This is a genomic window from Peribacillus glennii, assembly GCF_003429105.1.
Taxonomy (GTDB): Bacteria; Bacillota; Bacilli; order Bacillales; family DSM-1321; genus Peribacillus; species Peribacillus glennii.
Genome location: NZ_QVTD01000012.1, coordinates 101,369 through 124,014, shown reverse-complemented (window position 1 = coordinate 124,014; position 22,646 = coordinate 101,369). Strand labels below are relative to the sequence as shown.

The 22,646-nt window shown below is 43.6% G+C and carries 18 protein-coding genes and 1 riboswitch; of the genes, 15 read left to right on the top strand and 3 right to left on the bottom strand.

What is annotated here, in order from left to right; translation table 11 throughout:
- Positions 1 to 132 precede the first annotated feature (132 nt).
- Positions 133 to 489, bottom strand: a complete 357-nt coding sequence (locus D0466_RS17025; RefSeq protein ID WP_117323742.1) for a YgaP family membrane protein — start codon at positions 487 to 489, stop codon at positions 133 to 135.
- Between the two features lie 266 nt (positions 490 to 755).
- Here D0466_RS17025 and D0466_RS17020 point away from each other — a divergent pair, with 266 nt between their 5' ends.
- The 15 genes from D0466_RS17020 (at position 756) to D0466_RS16950 (ending at position 20,219) form a co-directional block, all read left to right on the top strand.
- Positions 756 to 2,498 (top strand): adenine deaminase C-terminal domain-containing protein, encoded by a 1,743-nt coding sequence (locus tag D0466_RS17020; protein ID WP_117323741.1) that lies wholly within the window; start codon positions 756 to 758, stop codon positions 2,496 to 2,498.
- Positions 2,499 to 2,554: 56 nt separating this feature from the next.
- A complete protein-coding gene (locus D0466_RS17015; protein WP_117323767.1) occupies positions 2,555 to 3,601 on the top strand; it encodes a DUF3048 domain-containing protein in 1,047 nt (348 codons plus the stop codon).
- A 17-nt stretch (positions 3,602 to 3,618) separates the two neighbouring features.
- Positions 3,619 to 3,915: a YerC/YecD family TrpR-related protein gene (locus tag D0466_RS17010; protein ID WP_117323740.1), complete on the top strand. Its 297-nt coding sequence runs from the start codon at positions 3,619 to 3,621 to the stop codon at positions 3,913 to 3,915.
- A 170-nt stretch (positions 3,916 to 4,085) separates the two neighbouring features.
- Positions 4,086 to 4,769, top strand: a complete 684-nt coding sequence (gene pcrB / locus D0466_RS17005) for a heptaprenylglyceryl phosphate synthase (protein WP_117323739.1) — start codon at positions 4,086 to 4,088, stop codon at positions 4,767 to 4,769.
- A gap of 148 nt (positions 4,770 to 4,917) precedes the next feature.
- Positions 4,918 to 7,143: a DNA helicase PcrA gene (pcrA, locus tag D0466_RS17000; RefSeq protein ID WP_117323738.1), complete on the top strand. Its 2,226-nt coding sequence runs from the start codon at positions 4,918 to 4,920 to the stop codon at positions 7,141 to 7,143.
- Positions 7,144 to 7,171: 28 nt separating this feature from the next.
- Positions 7,172 to 9,178: an NAD-dependent DNA ligase LigA gene (gene ligA, locus D0466_RS16995; protein WP_117323737.1), complete on the top strand. Its 2,007-nt coding sequence runs from the start codon at positions 7,172 to 7,174 to the stop codon at positions 9,176 to 9,178.
- Positions 9,179 to 9,190: 12 nt separating this feature from the next.
- Complete coding sequence (locus D0466_RS16990; RefSeq protein ID WP_117323736.1) at positions 9,191 to 10,357, top strand: CamS family sex pheromone protein; 1,167 nt, start codon at positions 9,191 to 9,193, stop codon at positions 10,355 to 10,357.
- Positions 10,358 to 10,505: 148 nt separating this feature from the next.
- Entirely contained in the window at positions 10,506 to 12,053 is a 1,548-nt protein-coding gene (pruA, locus tag D0466_RS16985; protein WP_117323735.1) for an L-glutamate gamma-semialdehyde dehydrogenase, read from the top strand.
- 341 nt (positions 12,054 to 12,394) lie between these two features.
- Positions 12,395 to 12,685 carry an Asp-tRNA(Asn)/Glu-tRNA(Gln) amidotransferase subunit GatC gene (gene gatC, locus D0466_RS16980; protein WP_117323734.1) on the top strand — a complete coding sequence of 97 codons (291 nt, stop codon included), beginning with the start codon at positions 12,395 to 12,397 and terminating at the stop codon, positions 12,683 to 12,685.
- A 12-nt stretch (positions 12,686 to 12,697) separates the two neighbouring features.
- The gene (gene gatA, locus D0466_RS16975) at positions 12,698 to 14,155 is read left to right on the top strand and encodes an Asp-tRNA(Asn)/Glu-tRNA(Gln) amidotransferase subunit GatA (protein ID WP_117323733.1); all 1,458 of its coding nucleotides are present in this window, start codon (positions 12,698 to 12,700) and stop codon (positions 14,153 to 14,155) included.
- Positions 14,156 to 14,167: 12 nt separating this feature from the next.
- Positions 14,168 to 15,598 carry an Asp-tRNA(Asn)/Glu-tRNA(Gln) amidotransferase subunit GatB gene (gene gatB, locus D0466_RS16970; RefSeq protein WP_117323732.1) on the top strand — a complete coding sequence of 477 codons (1,431 nt, stop codon included), beginning with the start codon at positions 14,168 to 14,170 and terminating at the stop codon, positions 15,596 to 15,598.
- A gap of 248 nt (positions 15,599 to 15,846) precedes the next feature.
- Positions 15,847 to 15,933, top strand: a riboswitch (cyclic di-GMP riboswitch).
- Between the two features lie 158 nt (positions 15,934 to 16,091).
- Positions 16,092 to 16,970, top strand: coding sequence for a methyl-accepting chemotaxis protein (locus tag D0466_RS16965; RefSeq protein ID WP_158555935.1), 879 nt, complete (start codon positions 16,092 to 16,094; stop codon positions 16,968 to 16,970).
- A 29-nt stretch (positions 16,971 to 16,999) separates the two neighbouring features.
- Positions 17,000 to 18,460: an aldehyde dehydrogenase family protein gene (locus tag D0466_RS16960; RefSeq protein ID WP_117323730.1), complete on the top strand. Its 1,461-nt coding sequence runs from the start codon at positions 17,000 to 17,002 to the stop codon at positions 18,458 to 18,460.
- A 298-nt stretch (positions 18,461 to 18,758) separates the two neighbouring features.
- Positions 18,759 to 19,457: a DUF2306 domain-containing protein gene (locus D0466_RS16955; RefSeq protein WP_117323729.1), complete on the top strand. Its 699-nt coding sequence runs from the start codon at positions 18,759 to 18,761 to the stop codon at positions 19,455 to 19,457.
- A gap of 195 nt (positions 19,458 to 19,652) precedes the next feature.
- A complete protein-coding gene (locus tag D0466_RS16950) occupies positions 19,653 to 20,219 on the top strand; it encodes a GNAT family N-acetyltransferase (RefSeq protein WP_117323728.1) in 567 nt (188 codons plus the stop codon).
- Between the two features lie 495 nt (positions 20,220 to 20,714).
- Here D0466_RS16950 and D0466_RS16945 read toward each other — a convergent pair whose 3' ends face one another.
- Both D0466_RS16945 and D0466_RS16940 read right to left on the bottom strand, forming a co-directional pair.
- Complete coding sequence (locus D0466_RS16945) at positions 20,715 to 21,578, bottom strand: carbohydrate ABC transporter permease (protein ID WP_233522687.1); 864 nt, start codon at positions 21,576 to 21,578, stop codon at positions 20,715 to 20,717.
- Positions 21,575 to 22,603: a carbohydrate ABC transporter permease gene (locus D0466_RS16940; protein WP_233522686.1), complete on the bottom strand. Its 1,029-nt coding sequence runs from the start codon at positions 22,601 to 22,603 to the stop codon at positions 21,575 to 21,577. The genes D0466_RS16945 and D0466_RS16940 overlap by 4 nt, the downstream gene beginning before the upstream one ends.
- Positions 22,604 to 22,646: the final 43 nt, after the last annotated feature.

Sequence of the window (22,646 nt, the reverse complement as noted above, 5' to 3'; positions counted from 1 at the left end):
CCAAGCGTTTTTTAATCCAATTTTAAAGTTATTGAACGGAAAATTATTGATACCTTTGGGCAGAATGTGATTCGTTTCCAATTGTTGAAGATTTGTTGAATTTGATATTTTATCTTCAATTATTACTATGTGTTAATACTGCTGGCGTGCCCTGCGTTCTTCACGGTGATTGGGTATTTGGCTGCTTTGTTGGCTTTTGTTTTTGTTTTCATTTTCGTTTTCGTTGCTGTTTTCGTTATCATTTCTGCTTTCGTTGTTGCCGCTCCCTTGATCACCGCTCTGTTGCTGGCTTTTTTGATAAACAGCTGTCAATGGGCAATACCGGAGGATCCCCTCGCCAATCTTCATTGCTCCAATCATTGCCAATAGTATGTAGGAATCTCTCCATGGCTTTTTCACAAGTTTCGCCGTTGCCCATGCGACTATGGTAAAACCGAAAGTCATCCTTATGAGGGCATTGATTACTCCAATGTTTTGCTGTCCTTTCATAAAAATAGCCTCCTAAATTAAGATTTCACAGAAAATTTACAACTTTACTGTGTTAAAGTCTTGAAATATGTTAATATAGAGGAAAAATCAATGCATGTATTTACCATTTATTTGGTTAAATAAAGCGCTTACTTTTTAAATTTCCGCTTAGTTAGTGGTATTATCGCTCAATTACCGGATTTTGCTGCAATAACCAAATTTACGGCCAAAAAGCCGGTTCGTGTTTGGATAAAAGGTATACTTGTTTGAAATGTGGAGGAATGTTCATGCTGGAACAACGGTACAGATGGAAAAACAAGCATCTGCGTGAGCATATAGATGTTTTGGACGGCAAAAGGCCGCCGGATATAATGCTAAAGGATGCTGTCTATTTAAATCAGGTTTTGAGAAAATGGATGACAGCGAATATTTGGATTTATGATGACCGAATCGTTTATGTCGGAGAAAAGCTTCCGGAAAATCTCGCGGGCTGTGAAATTGTCGATTGTACGGGCCGGTATTTGGTCCCAGGTTACATTGAACCCCATTCTCATCCATTCCAATTATATAATCCCCTTACGCTCTCCCGTTATGCGTCTAATTTTGGAACTACCACGTTGATTAATGATAACCTGGTGCTGTTTTTGCAATTAGAAAAAAAGAAAGCGTTTTCTTTATTGGGGGAACTGCGCAATATTCCAGCGACAATGTATTGGTGGTGCCGGTTTGATTCGCAGTCGGAAATTCAAAATGAGGAATTGATTTTTTCTCACGGGGAAGTAAAGTCATGGCTTGAACATGATGCCGTTTTGCAGGGAGGAGAGCTGACAGGCTGGCCAAGGCTACTGGCGGGGGATGATATGCTGCTTCACTGGATGCAGGAAGCGAAGCGGATGAGAAAGCAAATCGAGGGGCATTTTCCGGGTGCTTCGGAAAAAACATTGGCAAAAATGATGTTGTTCGGGGCGGATGCCGACCATGAAGCAATGACGGGCAAAGAAGTGATGGACCGTTTGATGCAGGGGTATACGGTATCGCTCCGTCATTCTTCAATCCGGCCGGATCTGCCTAAATTGCTGGATGATATTCAGGAGCTGGGCATACAGCATTTCGATAAATTCCTCTTCACGACGGACGGCTCGCCGCCTGCATTTTATGAAGAAGGCTTAACAGACAATATGATAAGAATGGCTATTGAAAAAGGCATTCCTGTCATTGACGCGTACAACATGGCAACGATAAATGTAGCCCGTTATTATAATTTTGAATACCTCCATGGCAATATTGCGACAGGCAGGGTGGCCAATATCAATTTCCTGGAGGATGTGAAAAATCCAACGCCTGTTTCTGTGTTGGCCAAAGGGAAATGGGTGAAACGGGACGGAGTGGAAAGCAAGGAATATGCGGAAATTAAGTGGGGCGATTATGGTTTCGAACCGCTGAAACTTGATTTTGATATTGGGGCCGGAGACCTCGAATTTTCGATGCCATTTGGAATCGAAATGGTCAATGATGTCATTACCAAGCCATATTCCATAACTTCTGATGTGTCATACGATGAATTATCGTTTGGGCATGATGAGTGCTTTTTTATGATGGTTGATGCGGCCGGAAAGTGGAGGATCAACACGATCATCAAGGGCTTTGCGAATAAACTGTGCGGCTTTGCAAGCTCCTATTCCAGCACAGGCGATATCATCCTGATTGGCAAGCGCAGGGAAGACATCATCACGGCGTTCAAAAGAATGAAGGAGATAGGCGGCGGGATTGTCATGACTGAGCATGGAAAAGTCATATACGAACTCCCGTTAACAATGAAAGGTGTCATGACAAATGAACCGGTCAGAAAATTGATCGGGAAAGAAAAGGAGTTGAAAGGACTCCTGCAGGAAAGGGGTTACCCGTTTTCAGATCCGGTGTACAGTTTATTATTCTTTTCATCCACCCATTTGCCGTATATTCGGGTGACGCCGCAAGGAATGTATGATGTTATGAATAAAACTGTACTCTTTCCCACGATAATGCGTTAAAATATAAAAGAAAATATGAAAAGGGGATGCCTTTTTCCCAGGAAGAGAATGCGGATATGAAGTTTAAGGCAATCACTTATATATTGGCTGCAAGTTTGCTGATTGCAGGGTGCAGCGGCAAAGAAGAAACGAAGCCTAAACCGAAGTCCGGTGAACCGGCGGAAACTGCCAAGAAAGAAAAAACGGAAGCGGAGAAAGAGTTTTCAGATACTTACCCATTGACAGGAATCGGTACGAATGAAACAAAGGGCAGGTCGGTTGCCGTCATGGTCAATAATCATCCAAACGCCCGACCGCAATCGGGCCTGTCCAAAGCGGATGTTGTTTATGAAATGCTTACCGAGTCCGAAGTCACTAGGTTTTTGGCTGTCTTCCAGAGCGAAAAACCGGAAAAAGTAGGTCCTGTCCGAAGTGCAAGGGACTACTATATTGAATTGGCAAAAGGCCTTGGCGCCCTTTATATTGCCCATGGTTACAGTCCAGAAGCAAAGACCCTGCTAAGTCAGGGATATGTCGACAATTTAAATGGGATTGCTTATGACGGAACGCTGTTTAAAAGGGAAACGTTCCGAAGAGCCCCCCATAACTCATATATTTCTTTTGAAAACATTGAAAAGGGTGCCGCACAAAAATCTTATGATCTCGATAGCCCGCCGGAACCTATGATGTTTTTAACAAAAGATGGGATTGAGGGCCTGCAGGGGAACCCGGCGTCCACCGCCAGAATCAAGTATGGTTCAGAGATGTTTAATGTGCAATACGAATACGATGAAGCTTTGGGAAAATATAAACGCTTTTCCAATGGGGAACAAACTGTGGAATACGGGGGTGAAACCCCGATATTGCTAGACAATCTATTCATCATCGAAGCTCCGCACCATATGATCGACAACGGAAGGCGCGACATCGATATAACTACAGGCGGGATAGGCTACCTGCTTCAAAAGGGAAAAATAAATGAAGTGGAATGGCAAAACAAGAATGGCCGTATCATTCCAATGAAAAGCGGTGTGGAGATTGGGTTAGTCCCTGGCAAAACGTGGGTAAATATAGTTCCCGGCCAACCGGGAATATCACAATCCGTAACAATTGAATCAAAATGAAATAGAGGAGAAATTCTATGCAAATTGATAAATTGAGAGGGAAAGAGCTTGATCAGTTATTTGAAGCTATCTTGTCTTTAAAAGACATAGAAGAGTGCTATCGTTTTTTCGATGATTTGTGCACAGTTAATGAAATTCAGTCGCTTGCCCAGCGATTGGAAGTGGCCCGTATGCTCCAGGAGGGGAAAACATACCACAAAATCGAAACAGAAACCGGAGCAAGCACGGCCACGATTTCACGGGTGAAAAGGTGCTTGAATTACGGCAATGATGCTTATACGATGGCTCTTGAAAGAATTAAAGAAAATGAATAACCAATGTTGATTTTTGGCTGTGGATTCGATGATCCCGGCTTTTTTCTTTTCCTAAAAAAATGTGCCATCGAATGTTTAGAGGCGGGGATGAATTACTTTATGTTCTCTTTTTATATTCGGTTTCTGTAATGATATAATGGTGTAATGGAAAGTGTGAATGGAGGATTATCATGTACGATTTTCGCGAGTGGAAGCATGCTTTCAAGCTCGACCCCAATAAAGAAATAACGGATGAGGCACTGGAGTCGGTTTGCGAATCAGGGACTGACGCCATCATCATTGGAGGTTCGGACGGGGTCACGTTGGAAAATGTCCTGGATTTGATGGCCCGGGTGCGAAGATATTCTGTTCCCTGTGTTCTGGAGGTTTCTTCGGTAGAAACGGTTACTCCGGGCTTTGATTTGTATTTCATCCCAACGGTTCTGAACAGCACGGACCCGGATTGGATAATGGGTCTGCATCACCAGGCCGTAAAGGAATACGGTGAAATCATGGATTGGGACGAGATCATTGTAGAGGGCTATTGCATTTTGAATCCGGAGTGTAAGGCTGCCAAGCTTACCAAAGCGAATTCGGTTTTAGATACAGATGACGTAAGGGCGTATGCCATGATGGCCGAAAAGATGTTCCGCCTGCCGATTTTTTATATGGAATATAGCGGGATGTACGGTAATCCCCGTATGGTGGAAACCGCAAGGAATTACTTGTCAAGCACTGTCCTCTTTTACGGCGGCGGAATAAGGACTGCGGAACAGGCGAAAGAGATGGCACAGATTGCTGATGTAATCGTCGTGGGAAATGTTGTATATGATGATTTGGCTATGGCATTGAAAACCGTTTCACCTGTAAAATAGAATTTTGGCCATCAAGATTGGATAGAAAAATTAATCAATCGTTTGATTAGTGAAAAAAAGCTTGTTATTTGGCTTATGAAAAGTTAATCAATCGTTTGAATAAATATAGTATAATAGAAACAAATGTTCGATAAAGGGCGGTGTTTTCATGCAGTACTTATCTGATAAATTGGTAAACGGTTTGAATGAACAACAGCAGAAGGCAGTGAAAGCAACGGAAGGGCCGCTTTTAATCATGGCAGGCGCGGGAAGCGGAAAAACACGTGTGCTGACCCACCGCATTGCTTACTTAATGGTAGAAAAACAGGTGGCACCATGGAATATCCTTGCGATTACGTTTACAAATAAGGCCGCGCGTGAAATGAAAGACAGGATTCGGAACATCCTCGGAGGGGCATCCGAAGAAATTTGGATTTCCACTTTTCACTCGATGTGCGTTCGGATATTGCGCCGGGATATTGACAGGATCGGCTTTAGCCGCAATTTCTCGATTCTCGATACAACCGACCAGCAATCGGTGATTAAACAAATTATAAAAGACAAAAATATGGATACAAAGAAGTTTGACTACCGCGCTATTTTAGGGACGATATCCAGTGCGAAAAATGAGCTGATGACAGCGGAGGACTACGGGAAAACAGCTGGGGGCTATTATGACCAGACTGTGGCCGAGGTTTACACGGAATATGAAAAGCGTCTCCGCAAAAACCAGGCGCTTGATTTTGATGACCTGATCATGACAACGATTCAGTTGTTCCAAAGGGTGCCTGAAGTGCTAGAGTACTATCAACGCAAATTCCAATACATCCATGTGGATGAGTACCAGGATACGAACCGTGCTCAATATATGCTTGTCAAACAGCTGGCTTCCCGCTTCAGGAACCTGTGCGTCGTCGGTGATTCCGACCAGTCGATTTACCGCTGGAGAGGCGCGGACATTGCGAATATCCTATCCTTTGAGAAGGATTATCCAAACGCCACGGTCATCTTCCTTGAGCAAAACTACCGTTCCACGAAACGGATTCTGAAGGCAGCGAACGAAGTGATTGCCAACAACAGCAACAGGAAGCCGAAAAATCTTTGGACCGAAAATATGGAAGGGAACAAGATTAATTATTTACGGGCGGACAATGAACAGGGGGAGGCCCAGTTTGTTGCCGGGAAGATTAATGAATTGACAGGGAACGGCTCCCGCAAGTTCTCTGATATTGCAATCCTGTACAGAACGAATGCCCAATCACGTGTAGTCGAGGAAGTGCTGCTTAAGTCAAATATCCAGTACAGCATTGTTGGGGGCATCAAGTTCTACGACAGGAAGGAAATCAAGGATATCCTGGCTTATTTGCGTTTAATCGCGAACCCGGATGATGATATTTCTCTGCGCCGTGTCATTAATGTACCAAAACGGGGTGTCGGCTCTACATCTCTCGATAAGATTGCCGATTACGCATTAATGAATGATTTGTCCATGTTCCAGGCACTCCAGGAAATTGAACAAATCGGTTTAAGCCCGAAGATTTCGAAAGCGGTGAGGGAGTTCCGCGACTTAATCCATGGATACACCCAGATGCAGGAATATTTATCGGTTACGGAGCTCGTTGAAGAAGTTCTCGGTAAATCGGGGTACCGAGAGATGCTGGAAGCGGAAAAAACGCTGGAGTCACAGAGCAGATTGGAAAACATTGATGAATTTTTATCCGTAACAAAAAGCTTTGAAGAGAAAAACGACGATAAGTCACTGGTCGCTTTTTTGACCGACCTTGCATTGGTCGCGGATATCGACCAGCTTGATGATACAGAAGAATCACAGGATACCGTGACATTGATGACCCTGCATTCGGCCAAGGGACTTGAGTTCCCGGTCGTCTTTTTGCTCGGCCTTGAGGAGGGGGTTTTCCCTCACAGCCGTTCGCTAATGGACGAAGAAGAAATGGAAGAGGAGCGCCGGCTTGCTTACGTAGGCATCACCAGGGCAGAGACGGAGCTCTTCCTTACAAATGCCCAAATGCGCACGTTGTTCGGGCGGACAAATATGAACCCGGTATCCCGTTTTATAACAGAAATCCCGGAAGACCTTCTTGAAGACCTTTTGCCTAAGAAAAAAGTGCCTTCCTTTATGTCATCACGGGGGCCGTCCCAATCCGCACAACAACGTTCTGCTTCTTTGGGCCGTACAGGTTTTGCCAGTGCTTCGATTGGGGGAGAAGAGATTGGCTGGCGGGTAGGCGACAAGGCATCTCACAAAAAGTGGGGAATCGGTACAGTCGTCAGCGTGAAGGGTGAGGGCGAAGGAAAAGAATTGGATATCGCATTCCCAAGCCCGACAGGCATCAAGCGCCTGCTTGCGAAATTTGCGCCGATTCAAAAGGTGTAAGCACCCACTGGAGGAAAGGATTGGACTTATGGACCTGAAAACGGCTGAAAAGCATGTAAAAGATTTGCAAAATCTCTTAAATCAATACAGCTACGAATATTACGTATTGGACACGCCGTCTATACCAGATGCTGAATACGATAAGCTTCTGAGAGAGCTGATCGAGTATGAGGAGCAATTTCCCGAGCTGCGGTCGTCTGATTCCCCTACTCAGCGGGTAGGAGGCGCCGTATTGGAAATGTTCGAAAAGGTGGAGCACCGCTCTCCGATGCTGAGCCTGGGAAATGCGTTCAATGAAGCAGACCTGCGCGATTTTGACAGGAAGGTGCGCCAGGCAGTCGGCGACGATGTCTCCTATGTGTGTGAACTGAAAATAGACGGTCTCGCTGTGACACTAAGGTATGATGACGGATTCTTCGCACAAGGGGCAACCCGGGGTGACGGGACCATAGGGGAAGATATCACGGAGAACCTGAAAACAATAAAGTCCATTCCATTAAAAGCAAAAGAACCGATTACCATTGAGGTGCGCGGTGAAGCTTTCATGCCGAAAAAGTCCTTTGAAGCGCTGAATAAGGCAAAAGAAGAACGCGGCGAAGAGCCATTCGCCAATCCCCGAAATGCGGCGGCGGGCTCTCTCCGCCAGCTTGACCCAAAATTGGCGGCAAAAAGAAACCTGGATATTTTTCTTTATGCAATGGCGGATGTTGGAGAGACAGGGGTTACCTCTCACAGTGAGGGGCTGGATTTACTGGACCGGCTTGGTTTTAAAACAAACAAAGAACGAAAAAAATGCGCGAATATAGATGAAGTGATAGCATATGTGGAAGGATGGGTAGAAAAACGCCCTAACCTTGCGTATGATATTGACGGAATTGTCGTTAAGGTTGATTCCCTCCAGCAGCAGCTGCAGCTGGGAACGACAGCAAAGAGCCCTCGTTGGGCCATTGCTTACAAGTTTCCCGCCGAAGAAGTTATTACAACGTTGCGTGCGATTGAATTAAGCGTTGGCCGTACAGGCGTAGTCACGCCCACCGCCATTTTGGATCCGGTAAGGGTTGCAGGTACAACCGTTGGGCGGGCTTCCCTCCACAATGAAGATCTAATCAGGGAGAAAGATATCAAAATCGGTGACCAGGTTGTGGTAAAAAAAGCTGGCGATATCATCCCGGAAGTTGTCAATGTTTTAGCTGACAGACGGACTGGAGAAGAAGTGGAATTCCATATGCCTTCCCATTGTCCGGAATGCAGCAGTGATTTAGTCCGGCTTGAAGAAGAAGTGGCGCTCCGCTGCATTAATCCAAAGTGCCCGGCACAAATCCGTGAGGGGCTCATCCATTTTGTGTCCCGTAACGCAATGAATATCGACGGCCTCGGGGAAAAAGTGATCAGCCAATTATTCAGCGAACACTTGATCAAAGATGTTGCCGATATCTATAAATTGACTTATGAACAGTTGATCGGCCTTGAGCGAATGGGTGAAAAATCAGTCAACAATCTATTACGGGCGATTGAAGCATCTAAATCCAATTCACTGGAAAAACTGCTCTTTGGACTGGGAATCCGCCATGTTGGCGCAAAGGCAGCCAAGACACTGGCCCAACAGTTCGAAACTATGGGAAAGTTAGGCAGTGCTACGTTGGAAGAACTTACAGCCATCAACGAAATCGGGGAAAAGATGGCTGACTCGGTTGTGACGTTTTTCGAAAGCGAAGAAGTAGGGGAACTGATCAATGAGCTCGAAACGGCTGGTGTAAATATGGGTTATAAAGGAGCAAGACCTGTTAGCCAGGAGGATTCAAATTCGTTTTTTGCAGGAAAAACCGTTGTGCTTACCGGTAAGCTGGAACAGCTGACGCGCAATGAGGCCAAGGAAAAGCTTGAAGAATTAGGGGCAAATGTTGCGGGCAGCGTATCCAAGAAAACCGATCTCGTCGTTGCTGGCGAAGACGCAGGCTCAAAGCTCGCCAAAGCGCAAGACCTTGGCATCGAAGTATGGGATGAGGAGAGACTGATCAGAGAATTAAAGAAATAAGAGGTGTAATCCATGAAAAAAATCTCCTTGGTCGGACTGATGCTTGCGTTGCTTCTTGGCGGGTGCGCCCCGCAATTCGAGAAGCAGCAAGAAGTGGTCCAGGAATCGGATAATTCAAAGGAGAAAGTCATCATACCGAAATATAACATTTCGGATAAATATTATCGTACGATACCACAGTTTGAACCTTCAAAAGCGCGCGGGCTCGTCGTTTCAAATTTAAACACGCGGTACGATATAGAAGAGTTTGAAACCGGCCTTATGCGGATTGCCCAGGACCAATTCGACCCTGACCGGTATTTGTACCAGGAAGGCCAGCATTTGGATAAACGGACGGTCCAGCTCTTGCTCAACCGTAAATTTACAAAGGAACAGCTAAAGGAAGAGGGCCTGAAACCGGAAGATAATATTGGCCTCAACCCACTGGATCCCGGAAAAGGTGACATTGACAAAAGGAATCAAGAGAACCCGATTTATTTAGCGCACATTCTTGAACAAAATTACCTGGTAAGAAATAATGATGACAAACTCGCGCTTGGGGGAGTTGTCATCGGGCTCGCACTTAATTCCATCCACTATTACCAGAAAGAAGAATACGGGGCCACCTATAGTTCCGATGTAAAAAACATGGAACAGGAAGGAAAGAAGATTGCCCAGGAATTACTGCAGAGATTGAGGAAAATGGAGAAATTAGATTCTGTTCCAATCACGATCGCCCTATTTGAACAAAAAGAAAATTCATCTGTTGTACCTGGGAATTTCATCTCCTATACAAACGTTGATGAAGGAAGCAGCCGAATTGGCAGATGGAAAGATATCAATGAAAAATATTATTTATTCCCGGCCGATGAGAAAACAAAAAATAAATTCCGTGCTGATGTAAATGCCTTCGAAAGTTTCAAACAGGACGTCGAGAAATATTTCCCTAACTTTAATGGCGTGATTGGGCGCGCTTTCTATGTCGATGACCAGCTGAAAGAGCTGGATATTAATATTCCGATTCAATTCTACGGAAAATCAGAAGCTGTAGGCTTTACCCAATATGTAACAGGGAAGGTCATGCAGCACTTCCAGGATTATATTTCCGTGCAGGTATCAATTACCTCCGTCAACGGACAAGAAGCGCTTATTGTTCGAAAAGCAGGAGAAAAAGAGCCATTTGTCCATATCTATAACTGAGAAATGCCCGCAGTAAGCGGGTTTTTTTTCGTCTAAATATCTGACTATTCCTAATCATTGAAATACATTTACATGTTTGAACACTTAGAAAATATCGGTTAAAATGGTATTGGAAAGCACTTGAAGTTATACATTGGAGGGGATTTAATTGGTACAGTCATACAAGCATGAACCATTTACTGATTTCTCTCATGACACGAACAAAAACGATTATTTAACAGGCCTCAAGACAGTTCAAGCATATTTGGGCCAAGACTATGATTTACTCATCGGAGGAGAGCGGATTTCCACTGAAGATAAAATCGTTTCCTATAACCCTGCCAATAAACAAGAAGTGATCGGCCGCGTATCCAAAGCGAACCGCGAATTGGCGGAACAGGCAATGAAGGCAGCTGATCATGCATTCAATATTTGGAAAAAGGTAAAACCTGAAGTACGGGCGGATGTTCTATTCAAGGCCGCTGCAATCATTCGGCGCCGCAAGCATGAATTCTCAGCCCTTTTAACAAAAGAAGCCGGCAAGCCATGGAATGAAGCAGATGCCGATACGGCTGAGGCGATTGATTTCCTGGAATTTTACGGACGGCAGATGTTGAAATTGAAAGACGGGATTCCGGTTCAAAGCCGGGCAAATGAATATAACCGTTATGATTATATCCCGCTTGGGGTAGGCATTATCATTTCTCCATGGAACTTCCCGTTTGCCATCATGGCAGGCACGGCTGTTGCGGCAATTGTAACGGGCAATACGATCTTATTAAAACCGGCTTCCACTACTCCTGTAGCTGCGGCCAAGTTTGTGGAAGTAATGGAAGAAGCAGGGCTTCCGAAAGGCGTCCTTAATTATGTACCGGGAAGCGGGGCTGAGGTTGGAGATTTTTTGGTTGACCACCCGCGCACTCGTTTTATATCCTTTACAGGGTCTCGCGATGTCGGAACACGCATTTTCGAACGCGCTTCAAAAGTAAATGAAGGCCAAATCTGGCTGAAGCGTGTCATCGCTGAAATGGGAGGGAAAGACACGATTGTTGTCGATAAAGAAGCCGACCTGGATCTCGCGGCCCAATCCATCGTGAAATCTGCTTTCGGGTTCTCCGGACAAAAATGTTCAGCATGCTCCCGTGCAGTGGTCGTCGAAGATGTATACGATGAAGTACTAAACCGTGCTGTCGAGCTAACAAAAGAGCTTACCATCGGCAACCCGGAAGAACAATCAAACTTCATGGGTCCGGTCATCGATCATAATGCGTATAAGAAAATCATGGAATACATTGAAATCGGCAAACAGGAAGGCAGGCTGATGACAGGCGGTGCAGGGGACGATTCCACCGGGTTCTTCATTAAGCCGACCATTTTTGCCGACCTTGATCCAAACGCACGCATCATGCAGGAAGAAATCTTCGGGCCGGTCGTGGCTTTTTCCAAGGCCAGGGACTTCGACCAAGCGATTGAAATCGCGAATAATACAGAGTATGGGCTGACAGGAGCTGTAATTACCAAAAACCGCATGAATATGGAGAAGGCACGCGAACACTTCCATGTAGGAAACCTTTACTTCAACCGCGGCTGCACAGGGGCCATTGTAGGCTACCAGCCATTTGGCGGCTTCAATATGTCCGGTACAGATTCAAAGGCGGGCGGCCCGGATTATCTCTTGCTTCATATGCAGGGCAAGACAACATCTGAAATGTATTGAGGAAAATTTCGGCCTTCCCCTGAAAATGCGGGAAGGTTTTTTATAAAGACAATCTTCAGCATTTTTCTTATTTCCCGGACAATATTATTGGTATTTCCTGAAAAAACAGCAGATTTCAACAAATTGTCGACGTTAATTTAAAAAGTTATTACTGAGGGCAGTCTTATGGTTATTGCTTTACTATGAAAAAGTTTGATATGATTATATTATTGTTTTTAGACAATTTCCGGTATAATTGATATTGTGTTTCTCAACTGAAAAAACGGGTTCAAAGACGGCTTACCGGTTCAGGAATTAAGCCGCTTTTTTAATAATTGAAAAAAGCTTTGGAGGTGGAGAGAGTGTCACGTATTTCTAAGGACCAGGTTAAGCATGTTGCCCATCTGGCACGGCTGGCGATAACTGAGGAAGAAACAGAAATGTTCACGAAACAGCTGGATCAAATCATTTCATTTGCCGAGCAATTGAATGAACTGGATACAGAAAATGTTGAACCGACTTCTCATGTTCTGGATATGAAAAATGTCATGAGAGAGGATATCCCGCAAAAGGGGCTGCCGGTTGAAGAAGTGCTGAAAAATGCACCTGACAGTAAGGGTGGACAAATCCGCGTTCCATCTATTTTGGATTAAGGAGGGGAAATAATGTCACTGTTTGACCATAAAGTATCAGAGCTTCATCAGCTTTTACATAAGAAAGAACTATCCGTATCTGATCTTGTGAACGAATCGTACGAGCGAATCGGCCAGGTGGAAGATAAGGTGAAATCGTTTTTGACATTAAATGAAGAAAAAGCGAGATCACAGGCAAAAGAGCTGGACGAAAAGATTGCAAAAGGGGAAGTGAAGGGCAACCTATTCGGAATGCCGATCGGCGTTAAGGATAACATCGTGACGAAAAACATTCGGACAACCGCCGGCAGTAAGATTCTTGAAAATTTTGACCCTATTTATGATGCAACAGTTGTCCAGAAGCTTCAGGATGCTGAGACTGTCACAGTCGGCAAGCTGAATATGGATGAATTTGCGATGGGATCCTCGAATGAAAATTCAGCCTACCAGGCTACCCGTAACCCGTGGAACCTTGAGTATGTACCCGGAGGTTCTTCAGGTGCGTCGGCGGCTTCCGTCGCAGCGGGCGAAGTCTTGTTTTCCCTTGGTTCGGATACAGGGGGTTCCATCCGCCAGCCAGCAGCTTATTGCGGTGTGGTCGGCCTTAAGCCTACTTACGGGAGGGTTTCTCGTTTCGGTTTGATTGCGTTTGCCTCTTCACTCGATCAAATTGGTCCAATCACAAATACAGTAGAAGATAATGCTTACCTGCTTGAAGCGATTTCGGGCATTGATCCGATGGATTCCACTTCAGCCAATGTTCAGGTGCCAAGTTTTGTGAATTCCTTAACAGGGGATATCAGAGGATTGAAAATCGCGGTTCCTAAAGAGTACCTTGGCGAGGGTGTCGGCGAAGAAGCGAGAAACTCTGTCCTTGAAGCGTTAAAGGTACTAGAAAAACTGGGAGCGACATGGGAAGAAGTTTCATTGCCTCACTCAAAGTATGCCTTGGCTACTTATTATCTGCTTTCTTCTTCGGAAGCATCCGCAAACCTTTCGCGTTTTGACGGGGTACGTTACGGCTACCGTACCGACAATGCAGCTAATCTGATCGAAATGTACAAGCAGACCCGCGCGGAAGGCTTCGGCGATGAAGTGAAGCGCCGGATTATGCTCGGAACCTTCTCATTAAGCTCCGGATATTATGATGCGTATTATAAGAAGGCCCAGAAGGTCCGTACACTGATCAAGAAGGACTTTGAAGATGTCTTCCAGAAATATGATGTGATCGTCGGGCCGACAACGCCGACTCCGGCTTTTAAAATTGGTGAAAAAACAAGCGACCCATTGACAATGTATGCAAACGATATTTTAACGATTCCTGTAAACCTTGCCGGGGTTCCTGGTATTTCCGTGCCATGCGGCTTTGCGAATGGGCTTCCGCTTGGGTTGCAGATTATCGGAAGGCATTTTGACGAAAGCACAATTTACCGCACTGCCCACGCATTTGAGCAGGCGACTGATTTCCATAAACAAAAACCGCAGCTGTAAGGGGTGAAAAAAATGAAGTATGAAACGGTTATTGGACTCGAAGTGCACGTTGAGCTTAAAACAGATTCCAAAATATTCTCGGCAAGCCCGAACCATTTCGGCGCTGCCCCGAATACAAATACGACGGTGGTGGACCTTGGTTACCCAGGTGTGCTTCCTGTACTAAACAGAAAAGTCGTGGACTATGCAATGAAAGCTGCCATGGCGTTAAACTGCGAAGTGGCGACAGATACGAAGTTTGACCGAAAAAACTATTTTTACCCGGATAACCCGAAGGCTTACCAGATTTCCCAGTTTGACAAACCAATCGGGGAGCATGGCTGGATTGAAATAGAGGTAAACGGCAAAAAGAAGAAAATTGGAATTACGCGTATCCATATGGAAGAGGATGCGGGAAAGCTGACCCATACAGGGGACGGTTACTCGCTATGTGATTACAACCGCCAGGGGACGCCTTTGATTGAAATCGTGTCCGAGCCGGATATATCTTCTCCTGAAGAGGCGTATGCTTATTTGGAGAAATTAAAGTCCATCATCCAGTACACCGGTGTTTCCGATTGCAAGATGGAAGAAGGATCGTTGAGATGTGATGCAAATATCTCGCTTCGCCCGGCAGGTCAAAAGGAATTCGGAACAAAGACGGAACTGAAGAACTTAAACTCCTTCAACTTTGTCCGAAAAGGCTTGGAGTATGAAGAAAAGCGCCAGGAAGAGGTATTAAGTTCCGGAGGTGCGATTGAACAGGAAACGCGCCGTTTTGACGAGGCAACCGGCAAAACATTATTGATGCGTGTTAAAGAAGGTTCAGACGATTATCGTTATTTCCCTGAGCCGGATCTATTGAACATTTATATTGATGAAGATTGGAAAGCCCGGGTCCGTGCGGAAATTCCGGAGCTTCCAGATGCCAGGAAGCAGCGCTACATGGAAGAGCTTGCCCTTCCGGCTTATGATGCAGCTGTTTTAACGGTAACAAAGGAAACTGCTGACTTCTTTGAAGCGGCAGTTGCAAAGGGTGCCGATGCAAAACAGGCATCCAACTGGATCATGGGTGAACTTTCCGGCTATCTAAATGCAGAAGGAAAAGAACTGCATGAGGTTGCCTTGACGCCTGAAGCATTGGCGGGGATGATCAAGCTGATCGAAAATGGTACGATTTCTTCCAAAATCGCCAAGCAAGTCTTTAAGGAACTGGTTGAAAACGGCGGGGATGCCGAGACAATCGTGAAAGAAAAAGGCCTTGTCCAAATTTCGGATGAGGGCGCGCTGAAGAAGATTGTCGGCGAGGCATTAGATAACAATCCGCAATCGATTGAAGATTTCAAAGCTGGAAAACAAAAGGCGATTGGCTTCCTTGTCGGCCAGATCATGAAGGCGACAAAGGGACAGGCCAACCCGCAGCTTGTCAATAAAATCCTTTTAGAAGAGATTCAGAAAAGGTAAGAAAAACTCTCCCATCACAATCCTGGTAGAGTCATGAGCAGAGGGACTAGACTTGCGCAGATACAACTATCTGTGAACAAAAGGCTGTATCACTTAATAAGTGGTACAGCCTTTTTATTTGATTACAATAGTAAACAATGCATTAAAATAGCGATGAACCAAATATCATAGGTATATTATCCTAATTACTGTCAATAAACGTCAAAAAACGTTGAAATAATAAGCTGAAAGATTTAACATTTAAGTGACAATCGAAACGGCAAACTTATTGAAAGATAAGGACGCAAAGCCACGAGTCTAAGGCATTTTACTGCTATGACAGTCGGGTTGCCAAAAAGGTATGAAAGTAACAGGGAATATGTTTAATGATTAAACTGCCTTCGCGAATCTTTTGGCGGATTTTTTTATATTCAATTTGGGAATCAGCATTAAATTATGAAACTAGAAATTTATGATCTGCCTTCATAACTATCAAAAGAATGGAGATTCTATTATGAAAAGTCTATTGGATGGACCGCATGATATAAATCCTGATCAAGAATTACATCCTAGAATTGCAGCATTCATGGAAGTTGCCCCGCTTCTTAAAGATTTGTTCCCGCAAGACTTCACAATTGGTGTTTCTGACAGGGAAAAATTGTTATTGGGTGTGGGTTCCAAGACGATACCACCATTGGAGACAGGATACATACTTCATCAAGGTGATGGGATGTATGAAGCAGTTCAATATGGAAAAGTACAACAAACCATTTTACCAAAGGAAATCTTTGGATTTCCAGTACAGGCCAATGCCATTCCTATATCTGATGAGAAAGGAAATGTCATCGGGGCTGTAGGGGTTGCCAGTTCCTTGGAACAATATAACAACTTATTTGATATTGCATCAAAGCTATCCGTGGCCGTGGAACAGGTAACGGCAACCATACAGGAATTAGCCGGGTCGGTCACTTCTTTTTCAGAAACGATGCATTTCATTTCCGAGCAATCGAATAGTGTGTTGGAAAGTGTGCAGGAAATAGAAAAAGTGGCGAAAATGGTAAGGGAAGTTTCAGACCATAGCCAAATACTTGGTCTCAATGCTTCAATAGAAGCTGCAAGGGCGGGTGATTATGGGAAAGGGTTCTCGGTAGTCGCACAGGAAATCCGTAAAATGGCCGGCAACTCCAAGGAACATACCGAAACAATAAGAAGCACGGTTTTAAAGATTGATGGGCTTATTTCACAGCTGCATAAATCCGTCTCTAAAAGTAATTCAGAATCAGAGAGCCAATCGGCTGCACTGGAGGAGCTTGCCGCCACGATGCAGGAAATCAATCATAATGCAAATTCCTTGGCGGAGTATGCTGAAAAGATTATTAAGAGTGAAATATAATCAGGTAGTATTAAGGGGAGAGATTTATAATGGTTCGCTATGAAAATTTAAATAAAAGCTTTATAAACGGTGAATGGACAGAAGGTCTCAGCGAAAGAACCTATGATATACTAAATCCTTATGATAATTCAGTTATCACCAAAGTTCGGCTGGCCACGCAAGACCAGCTTGGCAAAGCCTTTGAAATTGCAAAAAGTGCACAAAAAAAATGGGCAAAATCTTCCGTGGAAGAAAGAAGAGCAGTGCTTATTAAAGCAGCGGAGTACTTAAAAGCAAATCGTGAAGAAATTGTGGATGTAGTAGTTCGGGAAACCGGGGGAACAATCATTAAGGCAAATATCGAAGTTCAAGTATCAATAGATGAAATAGAAGAAGCGATTGTTATGGCTGATGAACTTTATCAGGTTCGGGAAGTTCCCTCTATGGTAGATGGCAAGGTGAATCATATTCATCGCTTGCCACTCGGGGTCATTTCTTCGATTTCACCGTTTAACTTTCCTATGAATCTATCGATGAGAACGATTGCACCGGCAATTGCGTTAGGAAACAGTGTCGTTCATAAACCTGATATCCAAGTTGGGTTATCAGGCGGTTCCATTATTGCAAAAGCATTTGAAGAAGCCGGTCTGCCGAATGGGGTATTTAATATGATATTGACCGACCTGCAGGAAATCGGCGATGAGATGTTAACCAACCCAGTTCCAGGCTTGATTAGTTTCACAGGTTCCACTCCGGTCGGAAGACATATCGGCAAGATTGCGGGGGAAAACCTTAAACGTGTGGCACTTGAGCTCGGAGGAAATGGCCCATTTGTTATTCTTTCCGATGCAGATATTGATGCGGCTGTTGATGCAGCTATTTTTGGTAAATTCCTTCATCAAGGCCAAATCTGCATGATTACAAATCGAATTATTGTTCAAAAAGACAAATACGACCAGTTCGTTGAGAAATTTGTTGAAAGAGTGAAAGGCCTGCCTTATGGTGACCCAAGAGATCCAAAAACAGTTATTGGTCCGCTTGTGAATGAGCGTCAGCTTGAGAAAGCACTTAATGTGATTGAGGATGCAAAACATGCGGGCGAAAAACTTATACTTGAAGGAAAACGTGAAGGCAATATTTTAACACCGTATGTATTTATTGACGTAAAGAACTCAAGCAAACTTGCACAAACCGAATTATTTGCCCCTATTGCTACCATTATAAAAGCGGACTCTGATGAAGAAGCTATCGATATGGCGAATGAAACTGAATATGGGCTAGCTTCAGCTATTTTCACAAGCGATTTGGTAAAAGGGGAAGAACTTGCCCTTCAAATTGATGCCGGAATGACACATGTGAATGATCAAACCGTTAACGCACATCCTAACTTACCGTTTGGAGGAAATAAGGCGAGTGGCTTAGGCCGCTTTGGAAGCCCATGGGTAGTTGAAGAATTTACAGTGACCAAATGGGTATCGGTTCAAACTCAATTTAGGAAGTTTCCTTTTTAATCGTGCAGAATAAATAACATTATTTCAGGTGGGAGCAGGCCAAGGCCGCTCCTTTTGTATTTGTTCTTAATTACATATAAAATCACATTGAAATAATAGAAGTTGAATTTTAAAGAGTATTTTACTAGTTTAAATATTTGTCTTTTCTTTCGCCAACGGGGAGGAAGAGGTTGAAAACGGATAAATTTTTGTTGAATAAATTATATAAAAAATGGTAGGTTTTGTTATATATGGAATATTAATTCTCGGGAAGCTGGTTGATAAATCTGAATAAAATGGAATAAAGGGGGTCAATTACTTGGCAGTTTTTTCTTTATTTAGAATTATCCATATCATCGCAGGCTTTTTAGCCTTGATTATTTTTTGGATTCCTATGGTGACTAAAAAAGGAGGGAAAATACATAACAGGGTTGGATGGATTTATGTGTATTCAATGAGTATAGTAGCGGCATCAGCCTTTTATATGGGGGTTTATCGGGTTTTTTTTGATACAAATGCTGATAATGAAAGAATCTCTTTTTCGTGGTTCTTAATATTTATTTCCATTTTAAGTGGTGCTTCCGCATGGTATGGAATACGTGTACTTCGTTTCAAAACAAGGAAACAGCCCCATCGGAGTATCCCGGATCTTCTTGTAAGCACTTTATTAGTTGTTTCAGGACTTGGAATTGGGATTTACGGTTTTACGATTGGGTCACCGTTAATTACTTATTTCCCACTGCTTGGACTTTTTCTTGGCGGAATTCAGTTAACCTACTGGATACGCAGGCCTGTGAAAAAAATGCATTGGTATTTTGAACATTTCGGAGGTATGATTGCCTGCTGTATATCAACGGTGACTGCTTTTACTGTTTTTGGCGCTCCGAAATTATTAAATATACAATCCTCGAACCTGCTATTATGGTTACTGCCGACTGCCATCTTAGTGCCGGTTCTAATAGGCTTTAAGATTTATTACGAGAAAAAATTCGATATCAATAAAAACCGTCAAGGTTAGTTAACCTTAGATCAGGGGCACCTGCCTTATGTTTCCCGCAAATTTCAATGATTTTAGATTTAAAGTGGAAATTGCCTGCAAGCAGTATGGTGCTGTTGAATTTCTTAAAAGCAGGATTGTAGGGTCACCGAGAAGTTTATTAAAACTGCCCATATAAAATTATAGGTGTTAGAAAAACTCGAGGGGGGATTGGGGATGCAAGGACAAGTAAGATTTTTAGAAGGTGAAAGGGTATACTTAAGGCCATACGATGAGGGGGATCTTGATTTTTTTTACCGCGGTTTATATATTTTCGAAACAAGAAGATTAACAGGGTTAAAAAAGGTATACAACAAAGAGTTTATGGGTGAATACCTCTCTAAAATCAGTAAAGATGAAAACCGTATTTTCCAAGTTATCCTTGATAAATCGACGCATGAATTAATAGGTGATGTAGAATTAAGCTATATAGATCTGTTAAACAGAACTTCATATATCAGGATTCAAATATCCAATGATAAATATCTCTCAAAAGGCTATGGAACGGAAGCTATGAAATTATTATTGGATTATGGGTTTGGTGTGTACAATCTTCATCGAATCGAGTTGGAGGTTTATTCATATAATCCCAGAGCCATCAGGGCATACGAAAAACTTGGGTTCAAGCAAGAAGGCATCAGACGTGAAAGTATGTATTACAATCATGAACATCATGACACGATTATTATGGGGCTTCTTAAACCGGAATATCAGAAAATGACTAACAACGGTCAGAAACAATAGAAAAATACGTACATGAAGAACAACTGTTAACTGCACCCCAATCGAATTTCACTTTTCCAATTTAATCAATCGTTTGATTAATTAATCCAAAACCGAGTGAGTATTGATATTTCACTGCCCCATCAAGTTTAATTAATCGTTTGATTAACAAATATGCTAAAAGGTTACGAGAAAAACCAGTAGCATTAATGATTCAGAATGAAAGAAGAACTTGGCGAGTTATATCCTCTAACGATTGAACAGTTATTATAGAATATGGTGTGGATACATATCGAGGCACCTAATTATATCTATTATTTGTTTATAGGTTTCAGGTGGGTATGGAAAACAACAATGGCAGGATAAGTGTAGAGAAGACACTTTGACTCGGAGTGTGAAGGGTGTAGGAACGAATAAGTATCTTTAAAAACATCGAGGAGACTGTGGGGGGTTAGCGTATAAAGGCGGAAACTTAAAGCAAAGAGGACTGGTCGTTAAAACCAGTCCCCTTACATATCAACCCTTCGTCCCTGATGAAATGTTGGCTCCATTCATAAAGAATCTTTGGAAAATAAAGAATAAGAAGACTGTCGGAAGCAGGATCGTCACGGACATGGACATTAAATAATGCCATTGCACCTGGACGCTGCCTTTAAAAGTTTGCAAACCAAGCTGGAGCGTATACAGATTTTCATCATTCAGATACAGAAGCGGCCCCAATAAGTCATTCCAGGCGCCGTTAAAGGCAAAAATGCCAACTGTAATGAGTGCGGGTTTTGTCAGCGGCAGCATAATATGCCACCAAATTTTGAAATGGCTTGCCCCATCCATAATGGCTGCTTCACTGAATTCTTTCGGAATTGTCAGCATGAATTGGCGGAGCAGGAAGATGAAGAAAGCACTGCCCAGGAAAGCAGGGACGATAAGGGGCAAATAGGTATTTACCCAGCCGAGCTTCGAGAACAGCATATATTGCGGGACCAGTGTAACAAATCCCGGAATCAGCATCGTTGCCAGTATGATTACAAATAAAGTATTTCTGCCTTTGAAACGGATTTTTGCGAAGCCATAGGCAATGAACGAGTTCACAAATACGCTGCCAATTGTGACGATCACGGAGATGAATAGCGTATTAAGTCCCCAGCGGGTAAACGGGCCGGTTTGCCAGGCCTCGATATAATTCGAAAATTGAAAGGACTCCGGCATGAATGCGGGAGGATGCTGTGCAATCTCAGCGGGTGTCTTCAAGGAAGTAGAAACCATCCACCACAGCGGAGTAAGGAGCACCAGGCTCCCAAGAATCAAGATGGACAGGATTATTGTATTCTTAACATATCGCCTGAATTTCATAGTTTGATAAAACTTTACGCTGCCGTTCACTTGTTGTCCCCTCCATCGTAGTGTACCCATTTTTTGCTGAATTTGAGGTTGAATACTGTCAGAACCATGATGATGACGAATAAGAACCAGGCCATGGATGACGCATACCCCATGTCGAACACTTCAAAAGCTTTATTCCACATATGTAGGTTGAAGAATAATAAAGAACCGCCCGGGCCGCCGTCACCATTTTCTGTCATGACATATGCTTCCTGGAAGATCTGGAAAGAGGCAATCGTACTTGTGATGATGTCAAAGAAAATGATCGGTGTCAGCATCGGCAGGGTAATATGCCAGAACTTCTGGAAGGCATTGGCCCCGTCGAGGTCAGCAGCTTCGTATAATACATTGGAAACGCCTTGCAACCTTGCTAGGTACAAGAGCATACCGCCGCCGACACTCCATAATTTCATTAAAATAAGGGCAGGCTTTGTCCATTCGGGATCAAACAGCCACGAAGGACCCTGGATGCCGAACCAGGCAAGCACGGTATTAATGAGGCCTGTAGTCGGGCTTAACAGCTGCATCCAAAGAAAATACACGGCTATGCCGGAAAGTACGGCTGGAAGATAGTAAATCGTACGGAAAATTTTCATGCCGGGGATCTTCTGGTTTAAAAGTACGGCAATGAAGACGGCACCCGCTGTTGTTAACGGGACGGAAAATAGGACAAAATATAAGGTATTCCATAATGAAGTCCAAAATAAGTCATCCATTGTAAACATACGTTTATAGTTATCAAAACCGATGAAGTTCATTTTAGAAGTGATATTATAATCTGTAAAACTGACATATAAAGAAAATAGCATGGGGCCTGCTGTCAAAAAGATCAGCCCAAGAAGCCAAGGGGAAATGAATAAATAGCCGATCAAGTTTTCTGAGTTTCCCGGCCGCCATTTTCTTTTGCGTGCCGCTTTTGGTATAGAAACTGCAGCCTCCCGTTCGATTTCCTTTTTTGGAGCATATGATTCGGGCATCGGCATTGCATTTGATTGTTGTTCCTTTAATACGGTCTCGTTCATCATAAAGCCCCTTTCACTATAGAAAGAAGAGAAGCCAAATGACTTC

Excerpts from the sequence above, each read along its gene's own strand:
- D0466_RS16990 (WP_117323736.1), top strand. The coding sequence starts at position 9,191 with ATGAAAAAAATCTCCTTGGTCGGACTGATGCTTGCGTTGCTTCTTGGC.
- D0466_RS17020 (WP_117323741.1), top strand. The coding sequence starts at position 756 with ATGCTGGAACAACGGTACAGATGGAAAAACAAGCATCTGCGTGAGCAT.
- D0466_RS16950 (WP_117323728.1), top strand. The coding sequence starts at position 19,653 with ATGCAAGGACAAGTAAGATTTTTAGAAGGTGAAAGGGTATACTTAAGG.
- pcrB (WP_117323739.1), top strand. The coding sequence starts at position 4,086 with ATGTACGATTTTCGCGAGTGGAAGCATGCTTTCAAGCTCGACCCCAAT.
- ligA (WP_117323737.1), top strand. The coding sequence starts at position 7,172 with ATGGACCTGAAAACGGCTGAAAAGCATGTAAAAGATTTGCAAAATCTC.
- D0466_RS17010 (WP_117323740.1), top strand. The coding sequence starts at position 3,619 with ATGCAAATTGATAAATTGAGAGGGAAAGAGCTTGATCAGTTATTTGAA.
- pcrA (WP_117323738.1), top strand. The coding sequence starts at position 4,918 with ATGCAGTACTTATCTGATAAATTGGTAAACGGTTTGAATGAACAACAG.
- D0466_RS17025 (WP_117323742.1), bottom strand. The coding sequence starts at position 489 with ATGAAAGGACAGCAAAACATTGGAGTAATCAATGCCCTCATAAGGATG.
- D0466_RS16940 (WP_233522686.1), bottom strand. The coding sequence starts at position 22,603 with ATGATGAACGAGACCGTATTAAAGGAACAACAATCAAATGCAATGCCG.
- D0466_RS16965 (WP_158555935.1), top strand. The coding sequence starts at position 16,092 with ATGAAAAGTCTATTGGATGGACCGCATGATATAAATCCTGATCAAGAA.
- D0466_RS16960 (WP_117323730.1), top strand. The coding sequence starts at position 17,000 with ATGGTTCGCTATGAAAATTTAAATAAAAGCTTTATAAACGGTGAATGG.
- gatB (WP_117323732.1), top strand. The coding sequence starts at position 14,168 with ATGAAGTATGAAACGGTTATTGGACTCGAAGTGCACGTTGAGCTTAAA.
- gatA (WP_117323733.1), top strand. The coding sequence starts at position 12,698 with ATGTCACTGTTTGACCATAAAGTATCAGAGCTTCATCAGCTTTTACAT.
- D0466_RS17015 (WP_117323767.1), top strand. The coding sequence starts at position 2,555 with ATGAAGTTTAAGGCAATCACTTATATATTGGCTGCAAGTTTGCTGATT.